The 26015-nt window shown below is 66.6% G+C and carries 20 protein-coding genes; 14 read left to right on the forward strand and 6 right to left on the reverse strand.

The features are described 5' to 3' along the window. Positions 1–506 precede the first annotated feature (506 nt). From PSPA7_RS09915 to pelG, 7 genes are read left to right on the forward strand one after another with little or no spacing between them, the layout of a single operon-like run. Positions 507–3335, forward strand: coding sequence for a bifunctional glycoside hydrolase/polysaccharide deacetylase family protein (locus tag PSPA7_RS09915; RefSeq protein WP_003152030.1), 2829 nt, complete (start codon positions 507–509; stop codon positions 3333–3335). Further along, complete coding sequence (locus PSPA7_RS09920) at positions 3313–6894, forward strand: tetratricopeptide repeat protein (protein ID WP_012075100.1); 3582 nt, start codon at positions 3313–3315, stop codon at positions 6892–6894. The genes PSPA7_RS09915 and PSPA7_RS09920 overlap by 23 nt, the downstream gene beginning before the upstream one ends. Positions 6895–6932: 38 nt before the next feature. After that, positions 6933–7451 (forward strand): hypothetical protein, encoded by a 519-nt coding sequence (locus tag PSPA7_RS09925; protein ID WP_012075101.1) that lies wholly within the window; start codon positions 6933–6935, stop codon positions 7449–7451. Between the two features lie 5 nt (positions 7452–7456). After that, positions 7457–8824 carry a PelD GGDEF domain-containing protein gene (locus PSPA7_RS09930; RefSeq protein WP_012075102.1) on the forward strand — a complete coding sequence of 456 codons (1368 nt, stop codon included), beginning with the start codon at positions 7457–7459 and terminating at the stop codon, positions 8822–8824. Then, the gene (locus PSPA7_RS09935; protein ID WP_003152036.1) at positions 8802–9791 is read left to right on the forward strand and encodes a HEAT repeat domain-containing protein; all 990 of its coding nucleotides are present in this window, start codon (positions 8802–8804) and stop codon (positions 9789–9791) included. The genes PSPA7_RS09930 and PSPA7_RS09935 overlap by 23 nt, the downstream gene beginning before the upstream one ends. Further along, positions 9788–11311, forward strand: coding sequence for a GT4 family glycosyltransferase PelF (gene pelF, locus PSPA7_RS09940; protein WP_041025310.1), 1524 nt, complete (start codon positions 9788–9790; stop codon positions 11309–11311). Before PSPA7_RS09935 ends, pelF begins: the two co-directional genes overlap by 4 nt. A gap of 1 nt (position 11312) precedes the next feature. Next, a complete protein-coding gene (pelG, locus tag PSPA7_RS09945) occupies positions 11313–12683 on the forward strand; it encodes an exopolysaccharide Pel transporter PelG (protein WP_003152039.1) in 1371 nt (456 codons plus the stop codon). A gap of 39 nt (positions 12684–12722) precedes the next feature. On the opposite strand, the gene PSPA7_RS09950 is transcribed toward pelG, so the two are convergent. Beyond that, a complete protein-coding gene (locus PSPA7_RS09950) occupies positions 12723–12953 on the reverse strand; it encodes a hypothetical protein (protein ID WP_003152041.1) in 231 nt (76 codons plus the stop codon). Positions 12954–13077: 124 nt separating this feature from the next. Between PSPA7_RS09950 and PSPA7_RS09955 the strand changes: the two genes are divergently transcribed. Both PSPA7_RS09955 and PSPA7_RS09960 read left to right on the forward strand, forming a co-directional pair. Continuing rightward, the gene (locus PSPA7_RS09955; protein WP_012075104.1) at positions 13078–13554 is read left to right on the forward strand and encodes a helix-turn-helix domain-containing protein; all 477 of its coding nucleotides are present in this window, start codon (positions 13078–13080) and stop codon (positions 13552–13554) included. A gap of 35 nt (positions 13555–13589) precedes the next feature. Continuing rightward, a complete protein-coding gene (locus PSPA7_RS09960) occupies positions 13590–14090 on the forward strand; it encodes a helix-turn-helix domain-containing protein (RefSeq protein WP_003152044.1) in 501 nt (166 codons plus the stop codon). A 318-nt stretch (positions 14091–14408) separates the two neighbouring features. On the opposite strand, the gene PSPA7_RS09965 is transcribed toward PSPA7_RS09960, so the two are convergent. The 3 genes from PSPA7_RS09965 to PSPA7_RS09975 all read right to left on the reverse strand — a co-directional run bounded on the left by PSPA7_RS09965 (position 14409) and on the right by PSPA7_RS09975 (position 18414). Beyond that, positions 14409–16313, reverse strand: a complete 1905-nt coding sequence (locus PSPA7_RS09965) for a M14 family metallopeptidase (RefSeq protein ID WP_012075106.1) — start codon at positions 16311–16313, stop codon at positions 14409–14411. A gap of 146 nt (positions 16314–16459) precedes the next feature. Continuing rightward, entirely contained in the window at positions 16460–17461 is a 1002-nt protein-coding gene (locus PSPA7_RS09970) for an alpha/beta fold hydrolase (protein ID WP_012075107.1), read from the reverse strand. A 71-nt stretch (positions 17462–17532) separates the two neighbouring features. Then, complete coding sequence (locus PSPA7_RS09975; RefSeq protein WP_012075108.1) at positions 17533–18414, reverse strand: DUF6685 family protein; 882 nt, start codon at positions 18412–18414, stop codon at positions 17533–17535. 153 nt (positions 18415–18567) lie between these two features. Between PSPA7_RS09975 and PSPA7_RS09980 the strand changes: the two genes are divergently transcribed. Both PSPA7_RS09980 and PSPA7_RS09985 read left to right on the forward strand, forming a co-directional pair. After that, a complete protein-coding gene (locus PSPA7_RS09980) occupies positions 18568–18789 on the forward strand; it encodes a DUF2835 domain-containing protein (protein ID WP_003152049.1) in 222 nt (73 codons plus the stop codon). Positions 18790–18845: 56 nt separating this feature from the next. Continuing rightward, complete coding sequence (locus tag PSPA7_RS09985; RefSeq protein ID WP_003152051.1) at positions 18846–19874, forward strand: quinone-dependent dihydroorotate dehydrogenase; 1029 nt, start codon at positions 18846–18848, stop codon at positions 19872–19874. Between the two features lie 87 nt (positions 19875–19961). Here the strand turns inward: PSPA7_RS09985 and rmf are convergent, their stop codons facing one another. Next, positions 19962–20174 carry a biofilm architecture regulator BatR gene (gene rmf, locus PSPA7_RS09990; protein ID WP_003103238.1) on the reverse strand — a complete coding sequence of 71 codons (213 nt, stop codon included), beginning with the start codon at positions 20172–20174 and terminating at the stop codon, positions 19962–19964. Positions 20175–20634: 460 nt separating this feature from the next. Here rmf and rlmKL point away from each other — a divergent pair, with 460 nt between their 5' ends. Further along, positions 20635–22812 carry a bifunctional 23S rRNA (guanine(2069)-N(7))-methyltransferase RlmK/23S rRNA (guanine(2445)-N(2))-methyltransferase RlmL gene (gene rlmKL / locus PSPA7_RS09995; RefSeq protein ID WP_012075110.1) on the forward strand — a complete coding sequence of 726 codons (2178 nt, stop codon included), beginning with the start codon at positions 20635–20637 and terminating at the stop codon, positions 22810–22812. 67 nt (positions 22813–22879) lie between these two features. Here the strand turns inward: rlmKL and dacB are convergent, their stop codons facing one another. Further along, positions 22880–24310, reverse strand: a complete 1431-nt coding sequence (dacB, locus tag PSPA7_RS10000) for a D-alanyl-D-alanine carboxypeptidase/D-alanyl-D-alanine endopeptidase (RefSeq protein ID WP_003152053.1) — start codon at positions 24308–24310, stop codon at positions 22880–22882. Positions 24311–24620: 310 nt separating this feature from the next. Here dacB and PSPA7_RS10005 point away from each other — a divergent pair, with 310 nt between their 5' ends. Together PSPA7_RS10005 and PSPA7_RS10010 are read left to right on the forward strand one after the other, a co-directional pair. After that, positions 24621–24965: a YggL 50S ribosome-binding family protein gene (locus tag PSPA7_RS10005; RefSeq protein WP_003152055.1), complete on the forward strand. Its 345-nt coding sequence runs from the start codon at positions 24621–24623 to the stop codon at positions 24963–24965. A gap of 418 nt (positions 24966–25383) precedes the next feature. Next, complete coding sequence (locus PSPA7_RS10010) at positions 25384–26007, forward strand: response regulator transcription factor (protein ID WP_003152058.1); 624 nt, start codon at positions 25384–25386, stop codon at positions 26005–26007. The last annotated feature ends 8 nt before the right edge of the window (positions 26008–26015 follow it).

Below are 26015 nucleotides of genomic sequence, written 5' to 3' on the forward strand. Positions count from 1 at the left end.
GCGGGGCTCTTTTATTTCGGCATGGCTGATCGCGCGCATGCCATCCGAGCGGGTAGGCGACAAATGCCCGGCGCTTGGTCTCGATACGAAAAATCAACTTGATTCACATAGCTGAAAATAATTCGGTTATATAAAAATATATAATTATGTTATTTATTTATAAGAAATAATGTCTGGTCTATTCTCCAAGACTGTGGCGTTCGTCGCTGAGGCGCATGGAAGCCGGGTTGGCAGGCCTGTTTCGTCATTTGGCGAAACGTCTGTGGGAGGGGGCGGACGTTCGGCAGGGCTTCGGGAATTTCATTCGGCATGTAGCGTCCAAAAATTGACAGTATCCGGTTGAAAATTTACCAATTAGCATATGTAGTCATTAGATTGACGTTGGTCGCCTGGAATCCCTTCGGCTATACCCAGAGAGTCAGGGACTCGACGTTCGAACCGGAAACCGCATCCCTGCTTCCGATCTGCCAACCGGGCCGGGATAGCCCGCCAGGCGGGAGAGGGGCGTGCGGGCCAGCAAGAAAGGAATCACCGTGTCTTCCTCGCGCAAGATCGTCCGTCCCTTTGTCAGCTTCCTTGCCCGCTTCGCCGGTTTCGTCCTGGCGCTGTCCGCCGGGGCGGCCGCCGGCGCGCCATCCAGCGTGGCGTTCTGGTACGCCGAGCGGCCGCCACTGGCCGAGCTGTCCCAGTTCGACTGGGTGGTGCTCGAGGCGGCGCACCTGCAGCCGGCCGATGTCCGTTACCTGAGGGAACAAGGCAGTACGCCTTTCGCCTATCTCTCGGTCGGCGAGTTCGATGGCGACGCCGCCGCCATCGCCGACAGCGGTCTGGTCCAGGGCAAGAGCGCGGTACGCAACGAGGCCTGGAACAGCCAGGTGATGGACCTCGCGGCGCCGAGCTGGCGGGCACACCTGCTCAGGCGTGCCGCGGAGTTGCGCAAGCAGGGCTACGCCGGCCTGTTCCTCGACACCCTGGACAGTTTCCAGCTACAGGCCGAGGAGCGCCGCGAGGGCCAGCGCCAGGCCCTGGCCAGCTTCCTCGCCCAACTGCACCGCCAGGAGCCTGGACTCAAGCTGTTCTTCAACCGTGGTTTCGAAGTGCTGCCGGAACTGCCCGGCGTAGCTTCGGCGGTGGCCGTGGAATCGATCCATGCCGGCTGGGACGCCGCCGCCGGGCAGTACCGCGAGGTGCCCCAAGAGGATCGCGACTGGCTGCGGGGCCACCTGGACAAGCTGCGCGCCCGGGGCACGCCGATCATAGCCATCGACTACCTGCCGCCGGAGCGGCGTGACGAGGCGCGCAAGCTCGCCGCGCGTCTGCGTGGCGAGGGCTACGTGCCGTTCGTCAGCACTCCGGCGCTGGACTACCTGGGGGTGAGCAACATCGAGGTGCAGCCGCGACGCATCGCGCTGCTCTACGATCCGCGCGAGGGCGACCTGACCCTGAGCCCCGGTCACGTCTACCTCGGCGGCCTGCTCGAATACCTTGGCTACCGGGTCGACTACCTGCCCACCGACCAGCCGCTGCCCGAACGTCCGCTGGCCGGTCTCTACGCCGGGGTGGTGACCTGGATGACCAGCGGCCCGCCGGTCGCCAGCGACGCCTTCGACAACTGGATCGGTGCGCGTCTCGACGAGAAGGTGCCGGTGGCCTTCCTCGCCGGCCTGCCCACCGAGAACGACGGCCTGCTGCAGCGCCTGGGTATCCGCCGGCTGTCGCAGAAACTCAGGGTCAAGCCGAGCACCGAGACCCACGACCAGGCGCTGCTGGGCTCCTTCGAGGCGCCGCTGGTGATCCGCATCCGCGACCTGCCGGCGCTCACCGTGCTCGATCCGGCGCGGGTGGTTCCGGCGCTCCGTCTCAAGGGCGACGGCAAGGAATACGTGCCGGTGGCGACCGCCGACTGGGGTGGCTTCGCCCTGGCGCCCTATGTGCTGGAGGAGGGCAGCGAGCACCGGCGCTGGATACTCGATCCCTTCGCCTTCCTGCACAAGGCGTTGCGCCTGGCGCCGTTGCCGAGCCCCGACGCCACCACCGAGAACGGCCGACGCATCGCCACCGTGCACATCGACGGCGATGGCTTCGTCTCCCGCGCCGAGGTGCCCGGCAGTCCCTACGCCGGGCAGCAGGTGCTGGAGGACTTCATCAGGCCCTATCCGTTCCTCACGTCGGTCTCGGTGATCGAGGGCGAGGTCGGGCCGAAGGGCATGTACCCGCACCTGGCCAGGGAACTGGAGCCGATCGCCCGGCGCATCTTTGCCGACGACAAGGTCGAGGTCGCCAGCCACACCTTCAGCCACCCGTTCTTCTGGCAACCGCAACTGGCCGAGCGGGGCGAGAACTTCGAGGCGCAGTACGGCTACAAGATGGCCATCCCGGGCTACGACAAGGTCGACTTCGTGCGCGAGGTGATCGGTGCCCGCGACTACATCGACCAACGCCTGACCACCCCGCGCAAGCCGGTGAAGATGATCTTCTGGTCCGGCGACGCGTTGCCCGACGCCGCCACCATCAAGCTCGCCTACGACGCCGGGCTGATGAACGTCAACGGCGGCAATACCGCGCTGACCCGGGCCTTTCCCTCGCTGACCGGACTTTATCCGCTGATCCGCCCTACCAGCGGTGGCGTGCAGTATTACGCGCCGATCATCAACGAGAACGTCTACACCAACCTCTGGCAGGGGCCGTACTACGGTTTCCGCGGCGTCATCGACACCTTCGCCCTCACCGACAGCCCGCGCCGCCTGCGCGGCCTGCACCTGTACTACCACTTCTATTCGGGGACCAAGCAGGCCTCGATCCGCACCATGCACCAGATCTACACGGCGATGCAGGCGGAGCACCCGCTGTCGCTGTGGATGAGCGACTACATCCCGCGCCTGGAGGGTTTGCATCGCGCCAGCCTGGCCCGGCGCGCCGACGGCAGTTGGCAGCTGCGTGGCTTCGCCGCCCTACGTACCCTGCGCCTGGATCCGGCGCTGGGTTGGCCGGACCTCGGGCGCTCCGAGGGGGTGGCCGGTGTACGCGACCTGCCGCAGGGGCGTTATGTGCACCTGAGCGCGGCGAATGCGCGCCTGGTCCTGCGCGACAGCCGCGATCCGAGACCGGCGCTGGAGGAGGCCAACCTGCCCCTGGAGCGCTGGCGCTACCGCGACGATGGCCGCGTCGAGTTCGCCTTCGCCGGGCACCTGCCGCTGCGCCTGGTGGTGCGCGCCGCGGGCGAATGCCGGCTGAGCGTGGCCGGCACGGCCTACCCGGGCAAGGCCGGCAGGGGCCTGTGGACGTTCGAGTTGCCGATGGAGCAGGTGCGCGATGGCCAACTCGTCTGCCGCTAGGAAGCAGCCGCGGGCGCGCCTGCTGAATCCCTGGGCGCTGCTGTTCATCGCCCTGGCGGTGGTCCTGGTGCTGTGGCTGACCTTCAACAGCGAAGAGGTGTTCATGCCCAGCGGAGACGGCGAACCGGACGCGGTCTCGGTGAACTACGCCGAGCTGCTGCTCAAGGCACATCCGGAGAACGATGCGCTGCGCCTGACCCTGATCGACCTGCTGATCAAGCTCGGCGATTTCGAGCGGGCACGTCACCACCTGGCCGGCTTGCGTGGCAAGGATCGCCTGGCGGCGCCGTTCTACGAGACCGAGCTGGACATCCTCACCGCCCTGGCCAAGCCCGAGGGCCTGGACGAGGCGCAGACGCTGGCGCTGGTGGAGCGACTGCGCAAGATCGATCACGCATCGCTGAACAACGCCATGCTCGAACGATTCGCCCGTCACGCCCTGACCCTGGATGCCCCGGCGCTGGCGGCAGCGGCGTTCGCCGAACTGGCCGGTCGCGACCCGCGGCACCGGCAACGCTGGCTGGACGAGGCGGCGCGCTGGTTCCTGGCTTCTGCCCAGCCGGGGCGGGCGGCGGATATCTACCGACAACTGGCCGAGACGGAGGCTGACCCGGCGAGGCGCCTGGACTATCTGCGGCAGGCCTTCGCCAGCCTGCTCGCCGGCGAGCGGGGCGAGCAGGCGGCGCTGCTGCTGGCCGAACACCTCGGCGAACTGCCGGACGATACGCGCAGCCTGGCCTGGCTCGCCGAGGGGGTGCGCGCCGCGGAAGGCAACCAGCGCTATGACCTGGCCGAACGCTTCGTCGAACGCTGGCGTACCTTGCGTCCCGGCGACAGTGACGCGGTGGCGGCCGACCTGCGCCTGAACATGGCTTCCGGGCGCATCGAGCGGGCCTGGGCGATCGGCCAGGAACTGCTGGCCCTGCGCCCGGACGAGCGGACGCTGCTGGCCGATCTCGCCCGGCTCGGCGAGTGGACCGGCAATACCCGGGAGGCGCTGGGATTCTGGATGCAACTGCTGGCCGGCAACGACGATCCGGCCTTGCGCGAGCATGCCTGGCGCCTGTCGTTGCAGATGTTCGACTTCGACAACGCCATCGAACTGCTCACGCCGATCGGCGCGCAGCGCCAGATGAGCGACGAGGAACTCGACACGCTGGTCTACAGCCATGAAACCCGCGGCACCCCGGAGGAGGGCGAGGCATGGCTGCGCACCTACCTCGAGCGCTATCCGAAGCAGCGCCTGGCCTGGCAGCGCCTGCAGCAGATCCTCGAGCACACCCAGCAATTGCAGGAGGAGACCGAGGTCTGGGCGCGGATGGCCAGGCATTTCCCGCTGTCCATCAAGGAGCGCATGCAATGGGCGGAAACCCATTGGAACCTGTTCGATCCACGGCAGGCCTGGAAGGTCCTCGACGCTGCGGATGAGCATGCCATCCGCGAGGCGGAGTTCTGGCGCCTGCGCGCGGCGCTGGCCTGGGCCCTGGAGCGGGACGAGGATGCTCGCGCCGCCTACGAACGCATGCTGGCGCTGGGGATCCGCCTGAACAGCAGCGACGAAGACCAGCTGATCACCCTGTACCGCGACAGCGACCCGAAGAAGGCCCTGCGAATCCTCATCGGCAGTTGGCAGCGCAGCCGCGATCCGCGGCGCCTGGCCAGCGCCCTGCAACTGGCGGAGAACCTGCACGACTGGCCAACCCTCAGGAGCCTCCTGGCCGAGGCCGAGGGCGTGCCCCAGGCGCAGGGCAGTCCCTACTACTGGGTGGCCAGGGCGCGCCTGGCGGAACAGGAAGGACGCGGCGAAGACGCCGAGCGCCTGTACAGGCAAGCCCTGGCGCGCTTCCCCGGCGAGAATCTGGTGCGCGAACGCCTGCTCTGGTTCTACGTCGAGCGTGGCCGCCGCGACGCCCTGGCGCCGCTGCTGACGCAGTGGCGAGGGCTGGCGCGGCGGGACAGCACGCTGTGGCTGCCGTTCGCCAGCGCCAACCTGCTGCTCGAACGCAACGACCAGGCGCTGGCCTGGTTCCGCCTGTATCTCAAGTCCAATCCCAACGACTGGCTGGCGCAGGCGGCCTACGCCGACGCGCTGGACGCCAGTGGTTACCGGGACAGGGCCCTGCGCCTGCGCCGATACCTGCTCGGGCGGATCGAGCGCGGGACGGTCAGGGCCACGCCCGACAGCTTCGCCGCCTACCTGCGCCTGCTCGCCGTGGCCCAGGGCCCGCTGCTGGCCCAGGAAGAAGCGCGGCGGGCCTGGAATGGCGAGCCGGCGATGCTGCAGCTCTGGTTCGAACAGTTTCTCGACCAGCTCGCCGCGACCAACCAGGACGCGCTCAAGGATGGCTGGCTGGCCTGGGCGCGCGAGCGCGGCCTGAAGATCGGCCGCCACGAAGAGATCCAGGCCGCGCTGCGCAGCCAGAGCCGCGCGGCCTTGCAGCGCCTGCTGGCGCGCGGCGAGCTGGATCCGGCGCAGCGGGTCGAAGCCCTGATGCGTCTCGGCCATGGTGGCGAAGCGCTGGGCGAGGCCCTGGGCGCGCTGGGCGATGGCCAGTCGCGGGACAACCGCGAGCAGCTGCGGCGGCAGGCGGCGGAAATCCTCGAACGCACCCCCCAGGGCCTGCAACTGGGTTGGAACAGCCGCGACTTCGGCGGTCTCGATTTCAAGGGGCCGACGCTGCGCGCGGCGCGCCATCTCGGCGATGACTGGCATGCCGGTCTCGAACTGGCTAGCGGCCGCTATCACGGCGACGCGCTGGACAGCTCGGTCCTCGGTAGCGAACGCAACGCCAGGCTGACACTGCAGCGCGAACTGGCCGACGGCTTCGCCGCGGCGGTGTTCGACGGCAGCTGGCGCGACGACGAGGATCGCCACGGCCTGGGGCTGCTGCGCAACTGGCGGCTGAGCTCGCGCGACGAACTCGAAGCGGGCCTCGACTGGCACCGCGAGACCGACGAGACCGGCCTGATGCGTGCCCTCGGCATGCGCGACAGCCTGCGGCTCGGCGGCCGCCACAACCTCAGCGGGCGCGACCAGTTGAGCTGGTCGCTGGCGCACAACCGCTTCTCCACCCGCCAGGGCGACGACCTCGGCAATGGCGAGGCCTTGTCGCTGGAGTGGGCCCACACGCTGTTCTTCGACGGCCCGGCCTGGCAACTGCGCAGCGGCATCGACTACCAGCGCAATCGCCTGGAGAACCGCCTGCCGGACGACCTGCTGGCTTCCCATGGCGGGGCCCTGGTGCTCGACGGCGCACGCAGCCAGGACCTGCTGCAGGACCGCTACGGCCAGCTCTACTTCGGCAGCACCTGGCGCCGTGGCTTTCCTGGCGCGCTGAACCGCAGCCGACCGCAATACACCTGGATCGTCGACACCCTGGCTGGCTGGCAGTGGACCGAGAAGGAGTTCAATTACGGCCTCAACCTCGGTGTCGGCGTGGAACTGCTGGGCGATGACGAACTGGCGTTCACCTTCGGCTACCAGTCGGCTCCGCAGGGCGGCGACGGCGAAGCCGGCGGCACGCTCGGGGTGACCTACAGCACGCGTTTCGGCCGCTGAATGCGGCCAGGCATGGAATTCAACAGGAGGAACACAACATGCAATCCATCCGCTGCCTGACCTTCGTGGTCGTCGCCCTGTTCATGGCGGGCTGCTCCAGCTTCACCAGCGAAAGCGCCACGCCGCTGGCGCGCGGCGCGCAGTGGGGCCTGGCGCCGCTGCTCAACTATTCCCAGGCGCCGCAGGCCGGCGAACGCGCCGAGCAGATCCTGCTCAGCGTGCTGGCCGAGGAGGGCGTGCGGCCGCGCCTGTACCCGGCGCAGCCGCAAGACGATCTGCAACTGGTCGATGACCGCGAGCGTCAGCAGCGCGCGCTGGACTGGGCGCGCCAACAGAAGCTGGCCTATGTGGTCACCGGCAGCGTCGAGGAGTGGCAGTACAAGAACGGCCTGGACGGCGAGCCGGCGGTGGGTGTCAGCCTGCAGGTGCTGGAACCGGCTTCCGGACGGGTGCTCTGGAGCACCAGCGGGGCGCGTGCCGGCTGGTCCCGCGAAAGCCTGTCGGGGGCGGCGCAGAAAGTCCTGCGCGAGCTGGTCGGCGACCTGCGGCTCGAGTGACGTCCATGTCCGCGCACAAGGATTTCACCCTCGCACCACGCGCCAGCGGCAGCGTCTCCTGGATCGAGACCGTGCTCATCACGGCGCTCGCCCTGGGTCTGGGCTGGTGGTTCGAGCCGAGCGATCCGTTGCTGGTGCAGGCCAGCTTCCCCTGGGTGATTCTCGCGCCGTTGCTGCTGGGCATGCGCTACGGGTTCGTCCGTGGGCTGGCCAGCGCGGCGTTGCTGGTCGCCGCGCTGTTCGCCTTCCGCGCCCAGGGGCTGGAGGCCTATGCCCAGGTACCGGCGGCATTCATCGTCGGCGTGCTGCTCTGCGCCATGCTGGTCGGCGAGTTCCGCGATATCTGGGAGCGTCGCCTGGAGCGCCTGGAACTGGCCAACGAGTATCGTCAGCTGCGCCTCGACGAGTTCACCCGCGCCCACCATATCCTGCGGATCTCCCACGACCGCCTGGAGCAGCGGGTCGCCGGCAATGACCAGAGCCTGCGCAGTTCGCTGCTCGGCCTGCGCCAGTCGCTGCGCGAACTGCCGGACGACGAGGAACCGCTGGCGGCCCTGGCGGAAACGGTTCTCGCGCTGCTCGCCCAGTACGGCTCGCTGCGCATCGCCGGTCTGTACCGGGTGCGCCAGGACCGCGCTGCCGACCCTCGGCCGCTGGCGACCCTGGGCGAGATGCCGGCGCTGGATGGCGACGACCTGCTGGTGCGCACCTGCCTGGAGCGTGGCGAGCTGGTCAGCGTGCGCCAGGACCTGCTGGAGCGTGGCGAGCAGCGCGCGCATAGCGCGCTGCAGGCGTGCGTGCCGCTGATCGACACCGAAGGTCGCGTTCTCGCCCTGCTGGCGGTGGCGCAGATGCCGTTCTTCGTCTTCAACGATCGCACCTTCAGCCTGCTGGCGATCCTCGCCGGCCATGTGGCCGACCTGCTGCAGAGTGATCCTCGCGCGCTGCGACTGGCTGATGTCGACGCCCAGCGTTTTTCCCAGTATCTCAAGCGCTCCCTGCTGGATGCCCGCGACCATTCGCTGCCGGCCTGCCTGTACGCCTTCGAATTGACCGACGAGCGCTGCGGAGAGGAGGTGCAGCGCCTGCTGGAGAGCAGCCAGCGTGGCCTCGACGTGCAACTGCGGCTGCGCAACGCCGAGGGACGGCGCGTGTTGCTGGTGTTGCTGCCGCTGACTTCCACCGAAGGGTCCCAGGGCTACCTGCAGCGCCTGCGGATTCTCTTCGCCGAGCGTTTCGGCCAGGCCAGCGAACTGGAGTCGCTCGGCGTGCGCATCCATGGCTACGAGCTGGATGCCGGTAACGAGCACCAGGCGCTGGGGCATTTCCTCTACAACGAGTGCGGCCTGAATGATCAGCAAGTGGCTATTTAGCGGCGCCTTCCTGTTCGAGCTGGGCAGTTGGGCCAGCGTCTTCGCCGGCCTGCCGGTCGCCCAGGCGCTGCCGCTCTACCTGGGCGCCCACGGCCTCGGCAGCCTGCTGCTGTGCGGCGGGGTCTGGCTGCTGCTGCCGCGGCGCTACAAGTTCCCGCTACCGTGGAGTCCGCTGTTCATCTTCAGCCTGGCGTTCTTCGTGCCGCTGATCGGCGCCATCGGCGTGGCCGCGGCGGTATTTCCGGCGCTGTACCTGCCGCGCAAGCGCGACGAGCAGGCCTGGCAGGCGATGGGCGTGCCCGAGCTGCCGTTCCGGCCCAAGGAGAAGCGCCTGGACATGATGTTCAGCGACGGCGGCCTGCAGGATGTGCTGCGCCACGCACCGGACCCGAACCAGCGCCTCACGGCGATCTTCGCCACCCGGCGGATGCCCGGCAGGGAGGCGATCCCGATCCTCAAGCTGGCCCTGCGCGACCCGGCGGACGACGTCCGTCTGCTGGCCTACTCGATGCTCGACCAGAAGGAAAGCCGGATCAACCAGCGTATCGAGAGCGCCCTGGGCAACCTGGCCGGCGCCAGTCCGGCGCGGCGCGGTGCGCTGCATGGCACCCTGGCGCGCTGGTACTGGGAACTGGCCTACCTGGGCCTGGCCCAGGGCAGCGTGCTCGAGCACGTCCTCGAACAGGCCCGGGAGCATGCCGACCAGGCGCTGCGTGGCAGCCCTTCGGCCGACCTGCACCTGCTGGCCGGGCGCATCGCCCTCGAGCAGGGCCGCCTGGACGCCGCTGCGGAGGCCCTCCAGGCTGCCGAGCAGGCCGGCATCGAAGCCGCCCAGCTGGCCTCGTTCCGTGCCGAGATCGCGTTCTTCCAGCGGCGCTACGGGGACATTCCCCGGCTCCTCGCCGAGATGCCCGAAGACATGTTGCAGCGGCCGCCGTTCGCGGCCCTCGCGAGATACTGGACATGACCGAACACACCACTCCGATGGCTCCCGTCGCCGATATCTGCCTGTTACTGGAGGGCACCTGGCCCTATGTGCGCGGTGGCGTCTCCAGCTGGGTCAACCAGTTGATCCTCGGCCTCCCCGAGCTGACCTTCTCGGTGTTCTTCATCGGCGGTCAGAAGGAAGCCTACGGCAAGCGCCACTACGCTATTCCGAGCAACGTGGTGCATATCGAGGAGCACTTCCTGGAGACCGCCTGGACCTCGTCGGACCCGCGAGCGCGCCGCGCCGACGCCGACATCGCGCAGGCCCTGCGCGACCTGCACCGGTTCTTCCACTATCCCGAGACACCCACCGGTGAGGAGGGCGGCGCGCTGCTCGACCTGCTTGCCGAAGGCCGCATCGAGCGCGAGGATTTCCTCCACGGCAAGGCCAGCTGGGAGGTGATCACGGAAGGCTACGAGCGCTATTGCACCGACCCGTCCTTCGTCAACTATTTCTGGACCCTGCGCTCGATGCAGTCGCCGGTGTTCATGCTCGCCGAGGCGGCGCGGCGGATGCCGCGGGCGCGCATGCTGCATTCGATCTCCACCGGCTACGCCGGCCTGCTGGGCAGTATCCTGCAGCGCCTCTGGGGGTGCCGCTACCTGCTCAGCGAACATGGCATCTATACCAAGGAGCGCAAGATCGACCTGGCCCAGGCCAGCTGGATCGCGGAGAACCCCGACGAGCAACTGAGCACCGGTCTGGACGCCGAAGTCAGCTACATCCGGCGCCTGTGGATTCGTTTCTTCGAGCGGGTCGGCCTGCTCACCTATCGTTCGGCGGACCCGATCATCGCCCTCTACGAAGGCAACCGCCAGCGCCAGGTACTCGATGGCGCCGACCCATTGCGCACCCGCGTGATCCCCAATGGCATCGCCCTCGACGCCTGGGCCGGCGCCCTGGAGCGGCGACCGCCGGGGATCCCGCCAGTGGTCGGGCTGGTTGGCCGGGTGGTACCGATCAAGGATGTGAAAACCTTCATCCGCGCCATGCGCGGCGTGGTCAGCGCGATGCCGGAGGCGGAGGGCTGGATCGTCGGCCCGGAAGAGGAGGATCCCGACTACGCCAGCGAATGCCACAGCCTTGTGGCCAGCCTCGGCCTGCAGGACAAGGTGAAGTTCCTCGGTTTCCGGCGCATCGACGAGATTCTGCCGCAGCTCGGCCTGATGGTCCTGACTTCGATCAGCGAGGCCCAGCCGCTGGTGATTCTCGAGGCCTGGGCGGCCGGAGTGCCGGTGGTGAGCAGCGACGTCGGTTCCTGCCGGGAGCTGATCGAGGGCGCCGGTGTCGAGGACCGCTCCCTGGGACCGGCGGGGGAAGTGGTGGCGATCGCCGACCCGCAGGCCACCTCGCGGGCGATCCTCGCCCTGCTGCGCAATCCGCAGCGCTGGCGGGCCGCCCAGGCGGTCGGCCTGCAGCGGGTCGAGCGCTACTACACCGAGGCGCTGATGCTCGGACGTTATCGCGGGCTGTACCGCGAAGCCACGGAGACTGCATGACATGGCCGGTATCGGCTTCGAACTGAGGAAGATCCTTTCCCGCGACTCCTACACGGCGACCCTGCGCGCCTATCTCTACGCCGGGCTGATCAGCTCCGGCCCCTGGGTACTGTCGATCATCAGCGTGATGCTGATCGGCGTGCTCAGCCTCGGCGTGGTGGTGCCGGACGTATTGATCCGGCAGTTCCTGATCACGGTGACCTACCTGATGGCGCTGTCGCTGATCTTTACCGGCGGCCTGCAACTGTTCTTCACCCGGTTCATTTCCGACCGGCTGTTCGAACGCAAGCACGAGGCGATCCTGCCCAACCTGGTGGGCGTGCTATTGCTGGTGACGGTGGCGGCGGGGCTGCTTTCGGCGGTACTGCTGGGCACCCTGTTCGACCAGCCGTTCGCCTACCGCTTGTTGGTGATGGCCAACTTCGTGGTGCTTTGCGACTTGTGGCTGGTGATCATCTTCCTGTCGGGGATGAAGGCCTACAAGCGTATCCTGGTGGTGATGTTCATCGGCTACGCGCTGATGGTCGCCTGCTCCTATCTGCTGCGCTTCATGCAGATGGACGGTTTGCTGCTGGCCCTGCTGATCGGCCATGCCAGCCTGCTGTTCATCTTCCTCTACGACATCCTCCGCGAATACCCGGCCAGGCGCATGGTGGCCTTCGACTTCCTCGACCGCCGGCAGGTCTTCGTCAGCCTGCTGGTGACCGGCTTCTGCTACAACCTGGGAATCTGGATCGACAAGTTCATCTTCTGGTTCAACCCCGCCACTTCCGACGTGGTGATCGGTCCGCTGCGCGCCTCGATCCTCTATGACCTGCCGATCTTTCTCGCCTACCTGTCGATCATCCCCGGCATGGCGGTGTTCCTGGTGCGCATCGAAACCGACTTCGCCGAATGGTACGAGCGGGTCTACGAGGCCATCCGCGGTGGCGAGACGCTGCAGCACATCGGCCTGCTAAAGGAGCAGATGATCCTCTCCATCCGCCAGGGCCTGCTGGAGATCTGCAAGGTGCAGGGCCTGGCGGTGGTGCTGCTGTTCCTCCTGGCCCCGCAGCTGCTGGCCTGGCTGGGCATCTCCCGCTACTACCTGCCGCTGTTCTACATAGACCTGATCGGAGTGAGCATCCAGGTGGTGTTCATGGCGCTGCTCAACGTCTTTTTCTATCTCGACAAGCGGCGCATCGTCCTGGAGCTTTGCGTGCTGTTCGTGATCGTCAACGGCGCCCTGACCTTCGTCAGCCTGCTGCTCGGACCGAGCTTCTTCGGCTATGGCTTCACCCTGTCGCTGCTGGTTTGCGTGCTGGTCGGGCTGTATCGCCTGACCACCGCGCTGGACGACCTGGAGTACGAGACCTTCATGCTCAATCGCTGATGGGGCTGGCGGTGGTAGCGTCTTTCAGAAAGGGCCGATTCACCTGGTTGAATCGGCCCCTTTTTTGGCGTCCTGGATGCGTTTCTGCAGTTTCTGCATGTCCACCAGGCGTTGCGTGCCGAAGGTCCGCATCGGCAGGTCGCCGCTCTCTATCCAGGCGTAGAGCAGATCCGGCCGGTCGCTGAGGCCGGTGAGGAAGGCGAAGCGCATCAGGGTTATATAGCGGGGGCACTCGTCGAAACCCTCTTGGGGGAGTTCTTCCACTTTCATCAGGCGTCCTGCACCATGGTCCGATGTTGAGGGGAACCCTCGTTCTAGAGGGCGTGGCCTCATATTGATCTACTAACAGTTAGTGAATCAATGTCCGTTAGGAACCATCAGACGTGGACTACAAATGGTAAAGAATCGACGTTTGTTCACTGCTGGGGAGCGTCTGCGCGGCCTGCGCGAACTGATGGGCTTGAGCCGCCCCAGGTTCGCCGCGCTGGTGGGAATGAAGGCCAAGCGCCTGGAGAACATCGAGAACGGCCTGCAGCGCATGCACGACGAGGATTTCGAGAAGGTCTGCGGGACCTTCGAGGAATTCAGCCGCTGGATCGCCTATGAGGGCCCGATCGAGCCGCAGTCGATCGCCTGGAAGATCGCCGACTCGGCGCAGGAAGCCGCGGTCTACCTGGTGGAGCGCAACCCGGCGCTGCTGGAGCGGCACGGCATCGACATGGACGCCTGGCGCGAGCGCCACCAGCAGGTGCGCGACGCCTTGCGCGCGGCGGAACAGGCCGCGCAGGCGGCGCCGGAGGAGCCGTCGACGAAGCCCGCGCGACGACGGAGGAAAAAGAACGGGACGCCCGCCAGCGGCAAGGGCGACTGAGCACCATTGGGGAACAACGAAGGGGAAGCATCTGCATGGACTATGTAGTGAGGAAGCGTTGCCTGTTCCGCGCCGGCGAGCGCATGTTCGGCCTGCGCACGCTGATGGGCCTGAACCGGCCGCAGTTCGCCGAGATCGTCGGCATGGATCCCAAGCGCCTGGAGAATATCGAGAGCGGCCAGCAGCGCATGCACGACCAGGACTTCGAGAAGGTTTGCGGGACCTTCCCGGAGTTCAGCGACTGGATCGCCTACGAGGGCGAGATCGAAACCCACTCGGCCGCCTGGAGGGTCGCCGAGGCCGCGCAGGAGGCGGCGGTCTATCTGGTGGAGCGCAATCCCGAACTGCTCGAGTTGCAGGGGCTGGACATGCCGACCTGGCGCGAGCAGCACCAGGAAATCCTGGAAAAGGTACGCAAGCGGGAGTTGGCGCCGCCGGAGGACGAGCCGGTGAAGCCCAGGCGCAAGCGGCAACGCAAGGCGAGGAAAACACCCGCCTCGAATGAAAAAGCATCCGCGTCGAACGAGGAAGCCTGAAACAGCTCCGCCTGCGCTGACCCACCCTCGCTCCAAGCCTCTCCCGTGCGGAAGAGGGTTGGGCCAGCGTGTCGCGGGTGTGTCCGGGTACGTCGGTTCGAGCCCGTGCGGCGGACTGCGCCGAGACGGGACGTTGCCGGCAGGGCGAACAACCCGAAGAGTTATCCGTCGTGAAAGCCTGCCCGACGCCATCGGGCGGACACCCCATGGCCAGGGCAGTGGGGGCCGGCAAGCCGGCCAGGGCCCGTTCGGCACGGGGCGCCGAGGCGGGTTGGAGAAGCGCCGCCGGAGGCTGTCCGCCACCCGGTCGGAACTGGTCTAGAACACCAGCCCCACCGGATAGACGAAGGCGTTGACGTCATGGAACGGCGTGCGCTGGTAGAACCACTGCAGGCGCGCCTGCGGGTCGGCGGCGAAGGCCTTGTCCTCGCGCAGGCGCTTGTCGAAGGCGGCCTTCAACGCCGGGTCTTCGGCCAGCATCTTGCGCGCCATCGGCTCCATCACGTATTCCTCCGGTTCCTCGGCGGCCACCAGGGTCGCGTTGAAGAAGCCCCAGGACCAGAACGAATCCGGACTCTGCGGTTGCAGCAGGTCGATCGCCAGAACCCCGAGCGGCTGGTCGGTATCTATCGCCAGCGAGCCGGCGGGGAAGGTCTGCAGGCGCTGGAACGGCTTCGGCGTAGCGCTGACCAGCAGGTGGCCTTCGTAGCCGGGGATCCGCTTGCCCTGGGCGCGATCCGGCTCGAAGCCGTCGGCCAGCTTGATGTCGTCCATGCGATAGAGGGTCACCGCGACCTCGGTCGGTTGCTCCAGGGTGGTGTAGCGGATGCCATGGGCCTTGATCCGGGCGATCACCTCGTGCCATTGCGCGGGCACGATGAAGCGCTTGGGCCTGGGCACCACCAGGTCGGGCACGCCGTTGTCGGTCACCGGTACCCTCAGCGTCTTCGGCCGGTTGCTCCAGACGATGGTCCGGGCCCCGGTGATCGGCGATTGCTCGTAGCGGTAGGCGCCGACCACGAACGGCGTCTCGGCGGCCTTGCCGGGCTTCCAGGTAAGGATCACGTCTTTCTGCCGCAGCAGGCGCTCGCGGTCCTTGGCGATGGCCTGGCGCAGACTGGCGGCCTGCTCGCCGATCACCTCGAACATGGCCTTGAGCATCACGTAGTTGCCCAGCACCTGGGTCTTGTACGGATGCAACGCGTGCTGCTCGATGAGGATCGACGGCACGTTGCGGATGTCGCCGTACTGGTTGGAGAAGCGCGCGAGGTCGGTGCGGTACGGATAGTAGCCCTTGGTCGGATCCTGGTTGTCGTTCAGGCTGATGCATTCGTGGACCACGTGCCCCTGGCTTTCCAGTTCCCGGTACACCGGCGTGCGCATGACCTTGTCCATCCAGGCGCTGCTCGCCGGCGACCAGCCGTTGCCGTTGTGGCAGTAGGAACTGTCGTAGGGATACATGGCGCCGTCGGTGGAGTGGGTGTCGGCGAAGAAGCTCAGCTCGTACTGGTTGAACACCCAGGCGACGTTGCGGATCTCCGCGCTGTCGAGCTTGGTGAAGTCGCGATTGAGGTTGAGGTTGCGGCCATTGACCCGCCAGCCGGTCTGCTGCGGGCCGTTCTGGTTGATCCGTCCGTAGGCGCTGCGGCGCAGGTCGCCATCGACGTTGACCACCGGGATGAACAGCAGGTTGATCCTTTCCAGCAGGCCGGCGAGCGGACGGTCGGCGGCGCTCATGTCGCGCAGCAGCATGAACATCGCATCCTTGCCATTGGCTTCGCCGGGGTGGATCCCGGCCTGCACCAGCAGGGTCGGCTTGGCGGAGCGTCGCAGGCCGGCAGGGGACTTGTCGGACTCGCTGGAGGCGGTCACCAGCAGCATGGGGTGGCCTTCGGCGCTGGGTTCGGGCAGCTCGCGCAGGGCGAGGCGGCCGGAGGAGGCGGCCACCAGTTTCTCCAGGTAGGCGCGCGTCTCGCGATAGTCGCTGGTGCGCTGGAAGTCGCTGCTCTCGGCCTGGGTGATCAGCGGATCGTCCGGCTCGGCAAGGTAGCGCAGGCTGCCCAGTTCCTGCTCGAACATCGCTGGCAGGATGCGCTGGCGGGCGGCGGCCGGGTAGTCGCTGTCATCGATATAGCCGGGCGCGCGGGGCAGTTCGGCGTGGACGGGCAGGGCGCCGGCCAGCAGCAGGCTGGCGAACAGCGAACGGGAATGGCGACGGAACACGATGAACCTCCATGTGGATGAGGGCGCCGGCGGTCTGGCCCGCGCGGCGCCTCCAGTGAAGCGCCGCGGGCGGGCGCCGGTATTGACGCCGGACAAGGATAGGCGAGGGGGCCGGAAACCAGCGAGGTGGCGCCGCCGGGAGAGCCTCAGGGCTGGTCTTCCAGGCCTTTCAGCAGCGCCTGGTGGAAGCGTTGCGGCGCCTGGATCTGCGGGGTATGGCCGAGGTCGGGGAACTCCACCAGGGTCGCCCGGGGAATCCGTCGCGCGGCTTCCTTGCCGAGCTGCGCGTAGTTGCCCAGCCTGGCCTTCAGCTCCGCCGGCGCGGCGTCCTTGCCGATGGCGGTGTTGTCCTTTTCGCCGATCAGCAGCAGGGTCGGCACCTGCAACCGATCCAGCTCGTAGACCACCGGCTGGGTGAAGATCATGTCGTAGGTCAGCGCCGAGTTCCAGGCCACCGCCTCGCGCCCCTTGCCGCGGTACATGCCGGCCTGCATCTGCACCCAGCGCTCGAACTCGGGGCGCCACTCCCCGGCGTAATAGGTGGCCTGCTGGTATTGGCGAATGCCTTCGGCGCTGGCCTGCAGGTCGCGCCTGTACCAGTCGTCGACGCTGCGCCAGGGCACGCCCAGAGCTTTCCAGTCCTCCAGGCCGATGGGGTTGACCAGTACCAGCCGCTCGACCTGTCGCGGATAGAGCAGGGCGTAGCGGGTAGCGAGCATGCCGCCCATGGAGTGGCCGATCACGCTGGCCCGGGTGATGCCGAGATGTTCCAGCAGGCCCCGGGTGTTGGCCGCCAGTTGCTGGAAGCTGTACTGGTAATGGGCCGGCTTGCTCGACTTGCAGAAACCGACCTGATCGGCGGCGATCACCCGGTAGCCGGCATCGGCGAGTACGTCGATGGTGCGTTCCCAGGTGCCGGCGCAGAAGTTCTTGCCGTGCATGAGCACGATGGTGCGGCCGTTCGGCCGCTTCGGCGCGACGTCGAGATAGGCCATGCTCAGCGGTTGGCCCTGGGAGGTGAAGTCGAGGTAGTGCACCGGGTAGGCGTAGTCGAAGCCTTCCAGGCGTTCGCCGTAGACCGGCGCCTGGCTGGCCAGCGCGGGGCCGCAAGCGAGGGCGAGGCAGAGGCTGAGGCGGGGTAGGGACATGCGGACGCTCCTGTGTGGGTCCGCACGAGGATGCACGGCGGGGCGCCTGCTGGCCAGCCCTGGCCGGTTGCCTACAGTTGTTTCAGATACTTCACCACGTCTGCCGCGCCGGCTGCCCTCAGCCCCTCGCCGAAGGCGTTCGCGCGTTCGTCGCCGCGCGGCAGCAGCAGGCATTCCGGGGTTTCCGGGGTGAACAGGGCGAGCCGCGCATAGGGCAGGCCGGTGTCCAGCAGCAGGCTCATGAAGGTCGGCTCGGACCAGGCCTGGGCCGGGATCCGCAGCATGTGGTAGCGCTGCTCCAGTTCGTCCAGCGCGCCGGGCTCCAGGTCGTAGCGCTCCAGTTGTGCCGGCAGCTTCAGCTCCAGCTCGCGACGCCGGGCATAGACGATCGCCGCGGCGAAGGCGCAGGCCTGCCGCTCGCCAGCCCAGAACAGACGTTCGCCGTGCCAGGCGGCCTGGCGCAGGCGGATGCGTTCGCCGCTGGTGAAGCGCGGCAGGGCCAGGCTCATGGCCTTGACGAAATCCTTGTAGCTGATGATCCGCACGCCGCGGCAGACGTCGGCGGTGGCCAGGTCTTCCAGGCGCGGGCAGGGCGTCTCGACGAGGATCTCGCGGCTGCACACGCCCTCGATGGTCTTCAGGTCGAGCGCTTCCAGGATGCTCTGGCGGACCCGCACGAGGCGCCGGAGGATCGCGTGGGCCTCCGCCTTGTCTTCCTGGACCGGGCCGGACAGCGCGCCGCGCGGCAGCTCGGCCAGGGTGTGCAGGGGCGGCCCCGCCTGCCACCAGATGCTTGGTTCCGGACGCCGCAAGGCCTGGAAGGGCAGGTCGAGGGCGGCGGCCCGTTCGCGTAGCTCGCGGGTGTCGCTGCGCGCGGCGCCCAGGCGCAGGCGACTGGCGAGCGCGGACAGGCGGCCGGTGAAGGTGCTGTGGCTACGCGAGTTGGAACTCATGATCGGCGGTGGGCTCCTCGGGCTCGGCTACCGACGCGGAAAGACGCGGAAGGGGGATGGCGACGGTCCGTCCATTGAAGCACAGGTTCGGGCGTGGAATTCAACCGCGTGGTTTGTGGCAAGCTAGCGAGGTTCATTCAAGCGAGGGCCTCCATGCCCAGTCTCATCATGGATATCGCCCTGTCCGGCGAACGCCTGCGGGCCATCTACGGTGGAAGGGCCAATCGGGTCCTGCTGCGCAGTCGCGACGGACGCCGGGTCAACCTGCCGGCCCATCACCTGCGGCCGTTCATCGGCCACGATGGCGTGCACGGTACGTTCCGCCTGGATTTCAGCGAGGATGGCCGCTTGCTGGCGCTGCAACGCCTCGCCTGAGCGGGCGCTCGACGGCTATAATCGGCACCCTTCATTCTGCCGACCGATGCCCGACCATGTACACCCTGGCCCGCCAGCTGCTGTTCAAACTGTCCCCGGAAACCTCCCACGAGCTGTCCATCGACCTGATCGGGGCCGGCGGTCGCCTGGGCCTGAACCGCCTGCTGGCGCCCAGGCCGGCGAGCCTGCCGGTATCTGTGCTGGGCCTGGAGTTTCCCAACCCGGTGGGGCTGGCCGCGGGCCTGGACAAGAACGGCGACGCCATCGACGGCTTCGGCCAGCTCGGTTTTGGTTTCATCGAGATCGGCACCGTCACTCCGCGTCCGCAGCCGGGCAATCCCAAGCCACGCCTGTTCCGCCTGCCGCAGGCCAGCGCGATCATCAACCGCATGGGTTTCAACAACCACGGCGTCGACCATCTGCTGGCGCGGGTGCGCGCGGCGAAGTATCGCGGCGTGCTGGGAATCAACATCGGCAAGAACTTCGATACCCCGGTGGAGCGTGCGGTGGACGACTACCTGACCTGCCTGGACAAGGTCTACGCCGACGCCAGCTACGTCACCGTCAACGTCAGCTCGCCGAACACCCCCGGGCTGCGCAGCCTGCAATTCGGCGACTCGCTCAAGCAGTTGCTGGAGGCCCTGCGCCAGCGCCAGGAAGACCTGGCGCTGCGGCATGGCCGGCGGGTACCGCTGGCGATCAAGATCGCCCCGGACATGAGCGACGAGGAAACCGCGCTGGTCGCCGCGGCGCTGGTCGAGGCGGGGATGGACGCGGTGATCGCGACCAACACCACCCTCGGCCGCGAGGGCGTGGAAGGCCTGCCGCATGGTGATGAGGCAGGAGGCCTGTCCGGCGCGCCGGTGCGGGAAAAGAGCACGCATACGGTGAAGGTACTGGCCGGCGAACTGGGCGGACGCCTGCCGATCATCGCCGCCGGCGGCATCACCGAGGGTGCGCACGCGGCGGAGAAGATCGCCGCCGGGGCGAGCCTGGTGCAGATCTATTCGGGTTTCATCTACAAGGGGCCGGCGCTGATCCGCGAGGCGGTCGACGCCATCGCCGCATTGCCGCGGCGGAATTGAAAAGGGCTCCTTGCGGAGCCCTTGGGCTTGCGCCCGCCGCCCGGATGGGGCGTGCCTTGGGGAAATCGGTGCTATCCGTGTTGTCGCTTACACGTGCTGGAGTTGATTGAGACGCTGTAAGCCGGCCGTGCCAGTGAGACCGTCCCAGTTGTCGCCGCGGCCCTCGCGCCAGCCGTTGAGCCAGGACTGCCGCGTCGTAGGATGGGTGAACGGACAAAGATCACGAGATTTACCGGTTATGCCGTTCTGATAACCACGCAAGAAGGCTCTTTCCAACGGATCACGCTTAAGTCTTCTCATAGGGTGTTGCCCTCACTTGTTGACTGTTATGTCCCGTTGGCCCCCAGGGGAGGCCTGGCGAAGCTTTCGCCGAAAGGGGTCGTTGCCGGCGTGACGACCCTCGCCCGACACCGTTGCGGTGACGGATTAACTGGAGTTCTAACCAAAGCGTTCAGGCGTGTGAATGACCGATTTGTCATAAAGACTTAACGCTTTCGTCGATAGGGCCATATGTTGCAGGGTCATGACGCCTGGATTCCGGCGCTAACGCCGCAGGGGCGCGGGGTTGCTCCTTATAACAAGTTGCTTCCCTACCAATTGAGATTTCCTCGCATTCCGACGAAGGGTCGCCCAGACTGCGACTCGGGGTCGCAGCGAGCAACGCCGGGGTCGCCCGGCAATCGAAGCATGGCACCCAGGTGCCGAAGAAGTGCCCATGAGGGTGCTTCCACTGACAAGGGCTGCGGCCCGGGAAGGCGATATGGCTGATGTTTACGAATTGTTTCTGACTTGCCCCAAGGGTCTCGAGAGCCTGCTCCTGGAAGAGGCGCAGGGACTCGGCCTGAGCGAGGCGCGCGCGCAGGTGTCGGCGGTGCGCGGGCAGGGCAGCCTGGAAGTGGCCTATCGCCTGTGCCTGTGGTCGCGCCTGGCCAACCGGGTGTTGCTGGTGCTGGCGCGGTTCCCGGTGGAGAACGCCGAGTCCATGTACCTGGCGGTCCACGCGGTGAACTGGGAAGACCACCTGGACGCCGGCGGCACGCTGGCGGTGGAGTTCAGCGGCAAGGGCTCGGGAATCGACAACACTCACTTCGGTGCGTTGAAGGTCAAGGACGCGATTGTCGACAACCTGCGCGAGCGTTCCGGCCGGCGGCCTTCGGTAGACAAGGTCAACCCCGACGTGCGCGTGCACCTGCACCTGGATCGTGGCCAGGCGACCCTTTCCCTCGATCTCTCCGGGCACAGCCTGCACCAGCGCGGCTACCGGTTGCAGCAGGGTGCCGCGCCGCTGAAGGAGAACCTGGCGGCGGCCGTCCTGATCCGTGCCGGCTGGCCGAAGATCGCCGCCGAAGGTGGCGCCCTGGCCGACCCGATGTGCGGCGTCGGCACCTTCCTGGTCGAGGCGGCGCTGATGGCCGCCGACATCGCGCCGAACCTCAGGCGCGAGCGCTGGGGCTTCAGCAACTGGCTGGGGCATGTGCCGGCGCTGTGGCGCAAGCTCCACGAGGAAGCGCAGCAGCGCGCGGCGGCCGGCCTGGCCAGGGCGCCGTTGTGGATTCGCGGCTACGAGGCCGACCCGCGCCTGATCCAGCCGGCGCGCAACAATATCGAGCGTGCCGGGGTGGCCGACTGGGTGAAGATCTACCAGGGCGAACTGGCGACTTTCGAGCCGCGCCCGGACAAGGGCCAGGCCGGCCTGGTGATCTGCAACCCGCCCTATGGCGAGCGCCTCGGCGACGAAGCCAGCCTGCTCTATCTCTACCAGAACCTCGGCGAGCGCCTGCGCCAGAGTTGCATCGGCTGGAGTGCAGGGGTATTCACCGGGGCGCCGGAGCTGGGCAAGCGCATGGGTATCCGTAGCCACAAACAGTACGCGTTCTGGAACGGCGCGCTGGCCTGCAAGCTGCTGATGATCCAGGTCGAGCCGCGCCAGTTCGTCACCGGCGAGCGCGGCGAGCGCAATGACGATGGCCAGGCGCGGGCGCCGAGCGAGCCGGCGCGGCTGAGCGAGGGCGGGCAGATGTTCGCCAACCGCCTGCAGAAGAATCTCCGGCAACTGGGCAAGTGGGCGCGCCGCGACAAGGTCGAGTGCTATCGCCTGTACGATGCCGACATGCCGGAGTACGCGCTGGCGGTGGATATCTACGGCGACTGGGTGCATGTGCAGGAGTATGCCGCGCCCAAGTCGGTCGATCCGGCCAAGGCCCAGGCGCGCCTGTTCGATGCCCTGGCGGCGATCCCGCAGGCGCTGGGCGTGGCCCAGGAGCGGGTGGTGGTCAAGCGCCGCGAGCGCCAGGCCGGCAAGAAGCAGTACGAACGGCAGAGCAGCGAGGGCAAGTTCCTCGAGGTCGGCGAGGGCGGCGTGCGCCTGCTGGTGAATCTGACCGACTATCTGGACACCGGCCTGTTCCTCGACCACCGGCCGATGCGCCTGCGTATCCAGAAGGAAGCGGCCGGCAAGCGCTTCCTCAACCTGTTCTGCTACACCGCCACGGCCACCGTGCATGCGGCCCGGGGTGGCGCGCGCAGCACCACCAGCGTCGATCTGTCGAAGACCTACCTGGACTGGGCGCGGCGCAACCTGTCGCTCAACGGGTTCTCCGACAGGCAGCGCCTGGTGCACAGCGACGTGATGGAATGGCTGCGGGAGGACGATGGCCAGTACGAACTGATCTTCATCGACCCGCCGACCTTCTCCAACTCCAAGCGCATGGAAGGCGTGTTCGACGTGCAGCGCGACCAGGTCGAGCTGCTCGACCTGGCCATGGCGCGGCTGGCGCCGGGTGGGGTGCTGTATTTCTCCAACAACTTCCGCAAGTTCGAACTGGACGAGAGCGTGCAGGCCCGCTATGCGGTCGAGGAGATCACGGGCGAAACCCTCGATCCGGATTTCGCGCGGAATCCGAAGATCCATCGGGCCTGGAGAATCACCGTTCGCTGAGGCGAGCGGTATTCATGAAAAAGGCCGCCAGCGGGAAACCGCTGGCGGCCTTTTTTCGTACTGTGCCTTATTTCCGCGCGTGCAGGCTCAGCAGCACCTGGTCGAGGATCGCCGAGGCGCCCCACGGGCGCGGGCTGTTGAGGATCGCCACTACCACCCAGTTGTGCCCGCTGGCGTCGCGGCTGAAGCCGGCGAGGGCGCGTACCGTATTGAGGGTGCCGGTCTTCACGTGCGCCTCGCCGACCAGCGCGGTGCGCCGCAGGCGCTTGCGCATGGTGCCGTCGAGGCCGGCCAGCGGCAGCGAGGAAATGAATTCCGCCGCGTAGGGGCTGTGCCAGGCGGCCTGCAGCATGGCCGCCATTTCGCGCGCGCTGACCCGTTCCTGGCGCGACAGCCCGGAGCCGTTCTCCATCACCAGGCGCGGCGCGGTGATGCCCTTGCGTGCCAGCCACTGCCGCACCACCCGCTGCGCGGCCTGGGCGTCGTCGCCATCGGCGCTGTTGCGGAACTGCGCGCCGATGGAAAGGAACAGCTGCCGGGCCATGGTGTTGTTGCTGTACTTGTTGATGTCGCGAATGATTTCCACCAGGTCCGGCGAGAAGGCCTTGGCGATCAGCGTGGCGTTGCGCGGCACGCTGCCCTGGCGATCCTTGCCGAGGATGCTGCCGCCCAGTTCCTGCCAGATGCCGCGCACCGCGCCGGCGGTGTAGCCGGGATGGTCGAGCAACGACATGTAGGTCTGCGCGCTGCAGCCCTGGGGAATCTGCCCGGTGGCCAGCAGGGTGGTGCCGTCGAACTGGGTCACCGGGCTGAAACGCAGCTTCGGCCAGGCCGGGCAGGTGGCGGCGCCGGTCATCTTCACCTGGTTGTCGATGCGTACGTTGGCCAGAGGCGGGTCCATCTGCACGCTGACCTTGTTGCCGTCGGTACGCACCACCATGCGCACGCTCTTAAGGTTGACCAGCAGCGAATCCGGGCCGACCAGGAACGGCTTGGTGTCGTCGCCGCCGTCGTCGTTGAATACCGGCAGCTGGGGGATGTTGAAGTAGCCGCGGTCGAGCACCAGGTCGCCGGTGACCTTGGTCACGCCATTGGCGCGCAGGTCGCGCATCAGCAGCCAGAGCTTCTCCATGTTCAGTTTCGGGTCGCCGCCGCCCTTGAGGTAGAGGTTGCCGTTGAGCACTCCGTTCTTGAGCTGGCCGTCGGTGTAGAACTCGGTCTTCCACTGGTAGGTCGGGCCGAGCATTTCCAGGGCGGCATAGGTGGTGAACAGCTTCATGGTCGAGGCCGGGTTCACCGAGACGTCGGCATTGTAGTAGGTGGGGTTGCCCGGGCCGTCGAGCGGAATCAGCACCAGTGACAGGTCGTTGCCGGTCAGCTTGTTGGTCTGCAGGGCTTTCTGCACGTTGGCCGGCAGGCTGGCGTTGACCTGGGCGAGGGTGGGAAGGGCGAAAGGCAGGAGCGTGGCGAAGGCAAGAGTACGCAGCGACTTGAACATTAATGAAGAACCCTTGAAGACGGAGGGTAGAAAATGAAATGAAGATGAAAAACGAAGCGAACCTGAAAAAAGAGACGGGCATCACGCGAAGAGGCCGTCTTGCTCATTATGCCGCAAGGCGGATAACGATGCGCTGGAGTTTCGCGGCATTCGCCGTCATATCGCCGAATGGTCGGAACTGGTAGAGTGCGCCGGCAATCCGGCCGCGCCGCGCGGAGCTTGCCGGGGTTCGCCCGCGGTTCCAGCGGCGTCGGCTACTGTCTGTAATGCGAGGCTCCGCCAATGGAGCGTCAATCCAGGAGATGCCGCCATGGCTACTAATCGTTCCCGCCGCCTGCGCAAGAAATTGTGCGTCGATGAATTCCAGGAGCTGGGTTTCGAATTGAACTTCCACTACAAGGAAGGCGTGGATGCCGATGCGGTGAACGCTTTCATGTTGCGCTTCATCGATCAGGCGATCGAAGCCAACGAACTGACCTATGGCGGCTGTGACGAATTCGGTTTCGTCTGCCTGGCGCGCCGTGGCTCGGTCAATGAAGAGCAGCGGGCCCTGATCGAGGCCTGGTTGAAGCAGCAACCGGAACTGGCCAGCGTCGAGGTCGGCGCGCTGGTGGATGCCTGGTATCCCGAGCAGCCGGTGCTGCCGAAGCCCTAAGCGACCACGCCGCCATCCCGTCGCGGGTGGCGGCAACGTCTTCCTCCCCGTACCCGCGCGTTCAGTGGCCGGACTTCCGACCGCCGCCCTCCTGCCTTTTCCCGTTCCCGCCTATCCGACACCGCGCGGGCAGACGGATAGCATTAATCCGACGCTCTGACGAACTATTCAACAGGCCCTGGCAGATAACGATCCGGGAGAGCATGTATATAAGCGCTCATGTTCTTGTTGGATAACTAGGCTAACTGCTTGGCAATATATGTTGTTTTGAATTGGCCGTAAGAAATAAATTAAGTTCCCGTGAGAATATTCCTTAAAGTATATAAGTCGCCATCGGATATCTCGACAATATGGCTCCTGTCTATATCTTGCTCAGGAGGATTTTTTCTGAATTTTTAATTGGCAAGGAAATCAGACAATGAGCCGTATTCTGATAGTCGACGATCATCCCGTGATTCGCATGGCCATGAAGATGTTGCTGGAAGCCGAGGGACACCAGATCGTCGGCGATACCGACAATGGCGTTGACGCCATCAGCCTGGGGCGGGAGTTGAAACCGGACCTGGTCATCCTCGACATCGGTATCCCCCGGCTGGACGGCCTGGAGGTCATCAGCCGCCTGACGGTCCTGGGCCTGCCGGTGAAGATCCTCGTCCTCACCGGCCAGAGCGCCTCGCTGTTCGCCTTGCGCAGCATGCAGGCGGGGGCCGCGGGCTTCGTCTGCAAGCAGGGCGGGCTGGCCGAGCTGGTAACGGCGGTCAACGCGGTGGCCTCGGGCTACAGCTACTTCCCCAGTTCGGCCATGCGCCCGGTGCAGCAGGGCGCCTATTCGGACGACGTGGAGTTGCTCGGACGTCTGTCCGATCGGGAAGTATCGGTATTGCAGTATCTGAGCCAGGGCTATTCGAACAAGCAGATATCCGAGCAGATGTTCATCAGCAACAAGACGGTCAGTACTTACAAGGCGCGCCTGTTGTTGAAGTTGAACGCCGGTTCTCTGGTGGATCTTATCGAGTTCGCCAAACGCAATGCGCTCATATAAGGGCCGGG

Origin of the sequence: Pseudomonas paraeruginosa PA7, from assembly GCF_000017205.1 — a bacterium.
GTDB classification, from domain to species: domain Bacteria; phylum Pseudomonadota; class Gammaproteobacteria; order Pseudomonadales; family Pseudomonadaceae; genus Pseudomonas; species Pseudomonas paraeruginosa.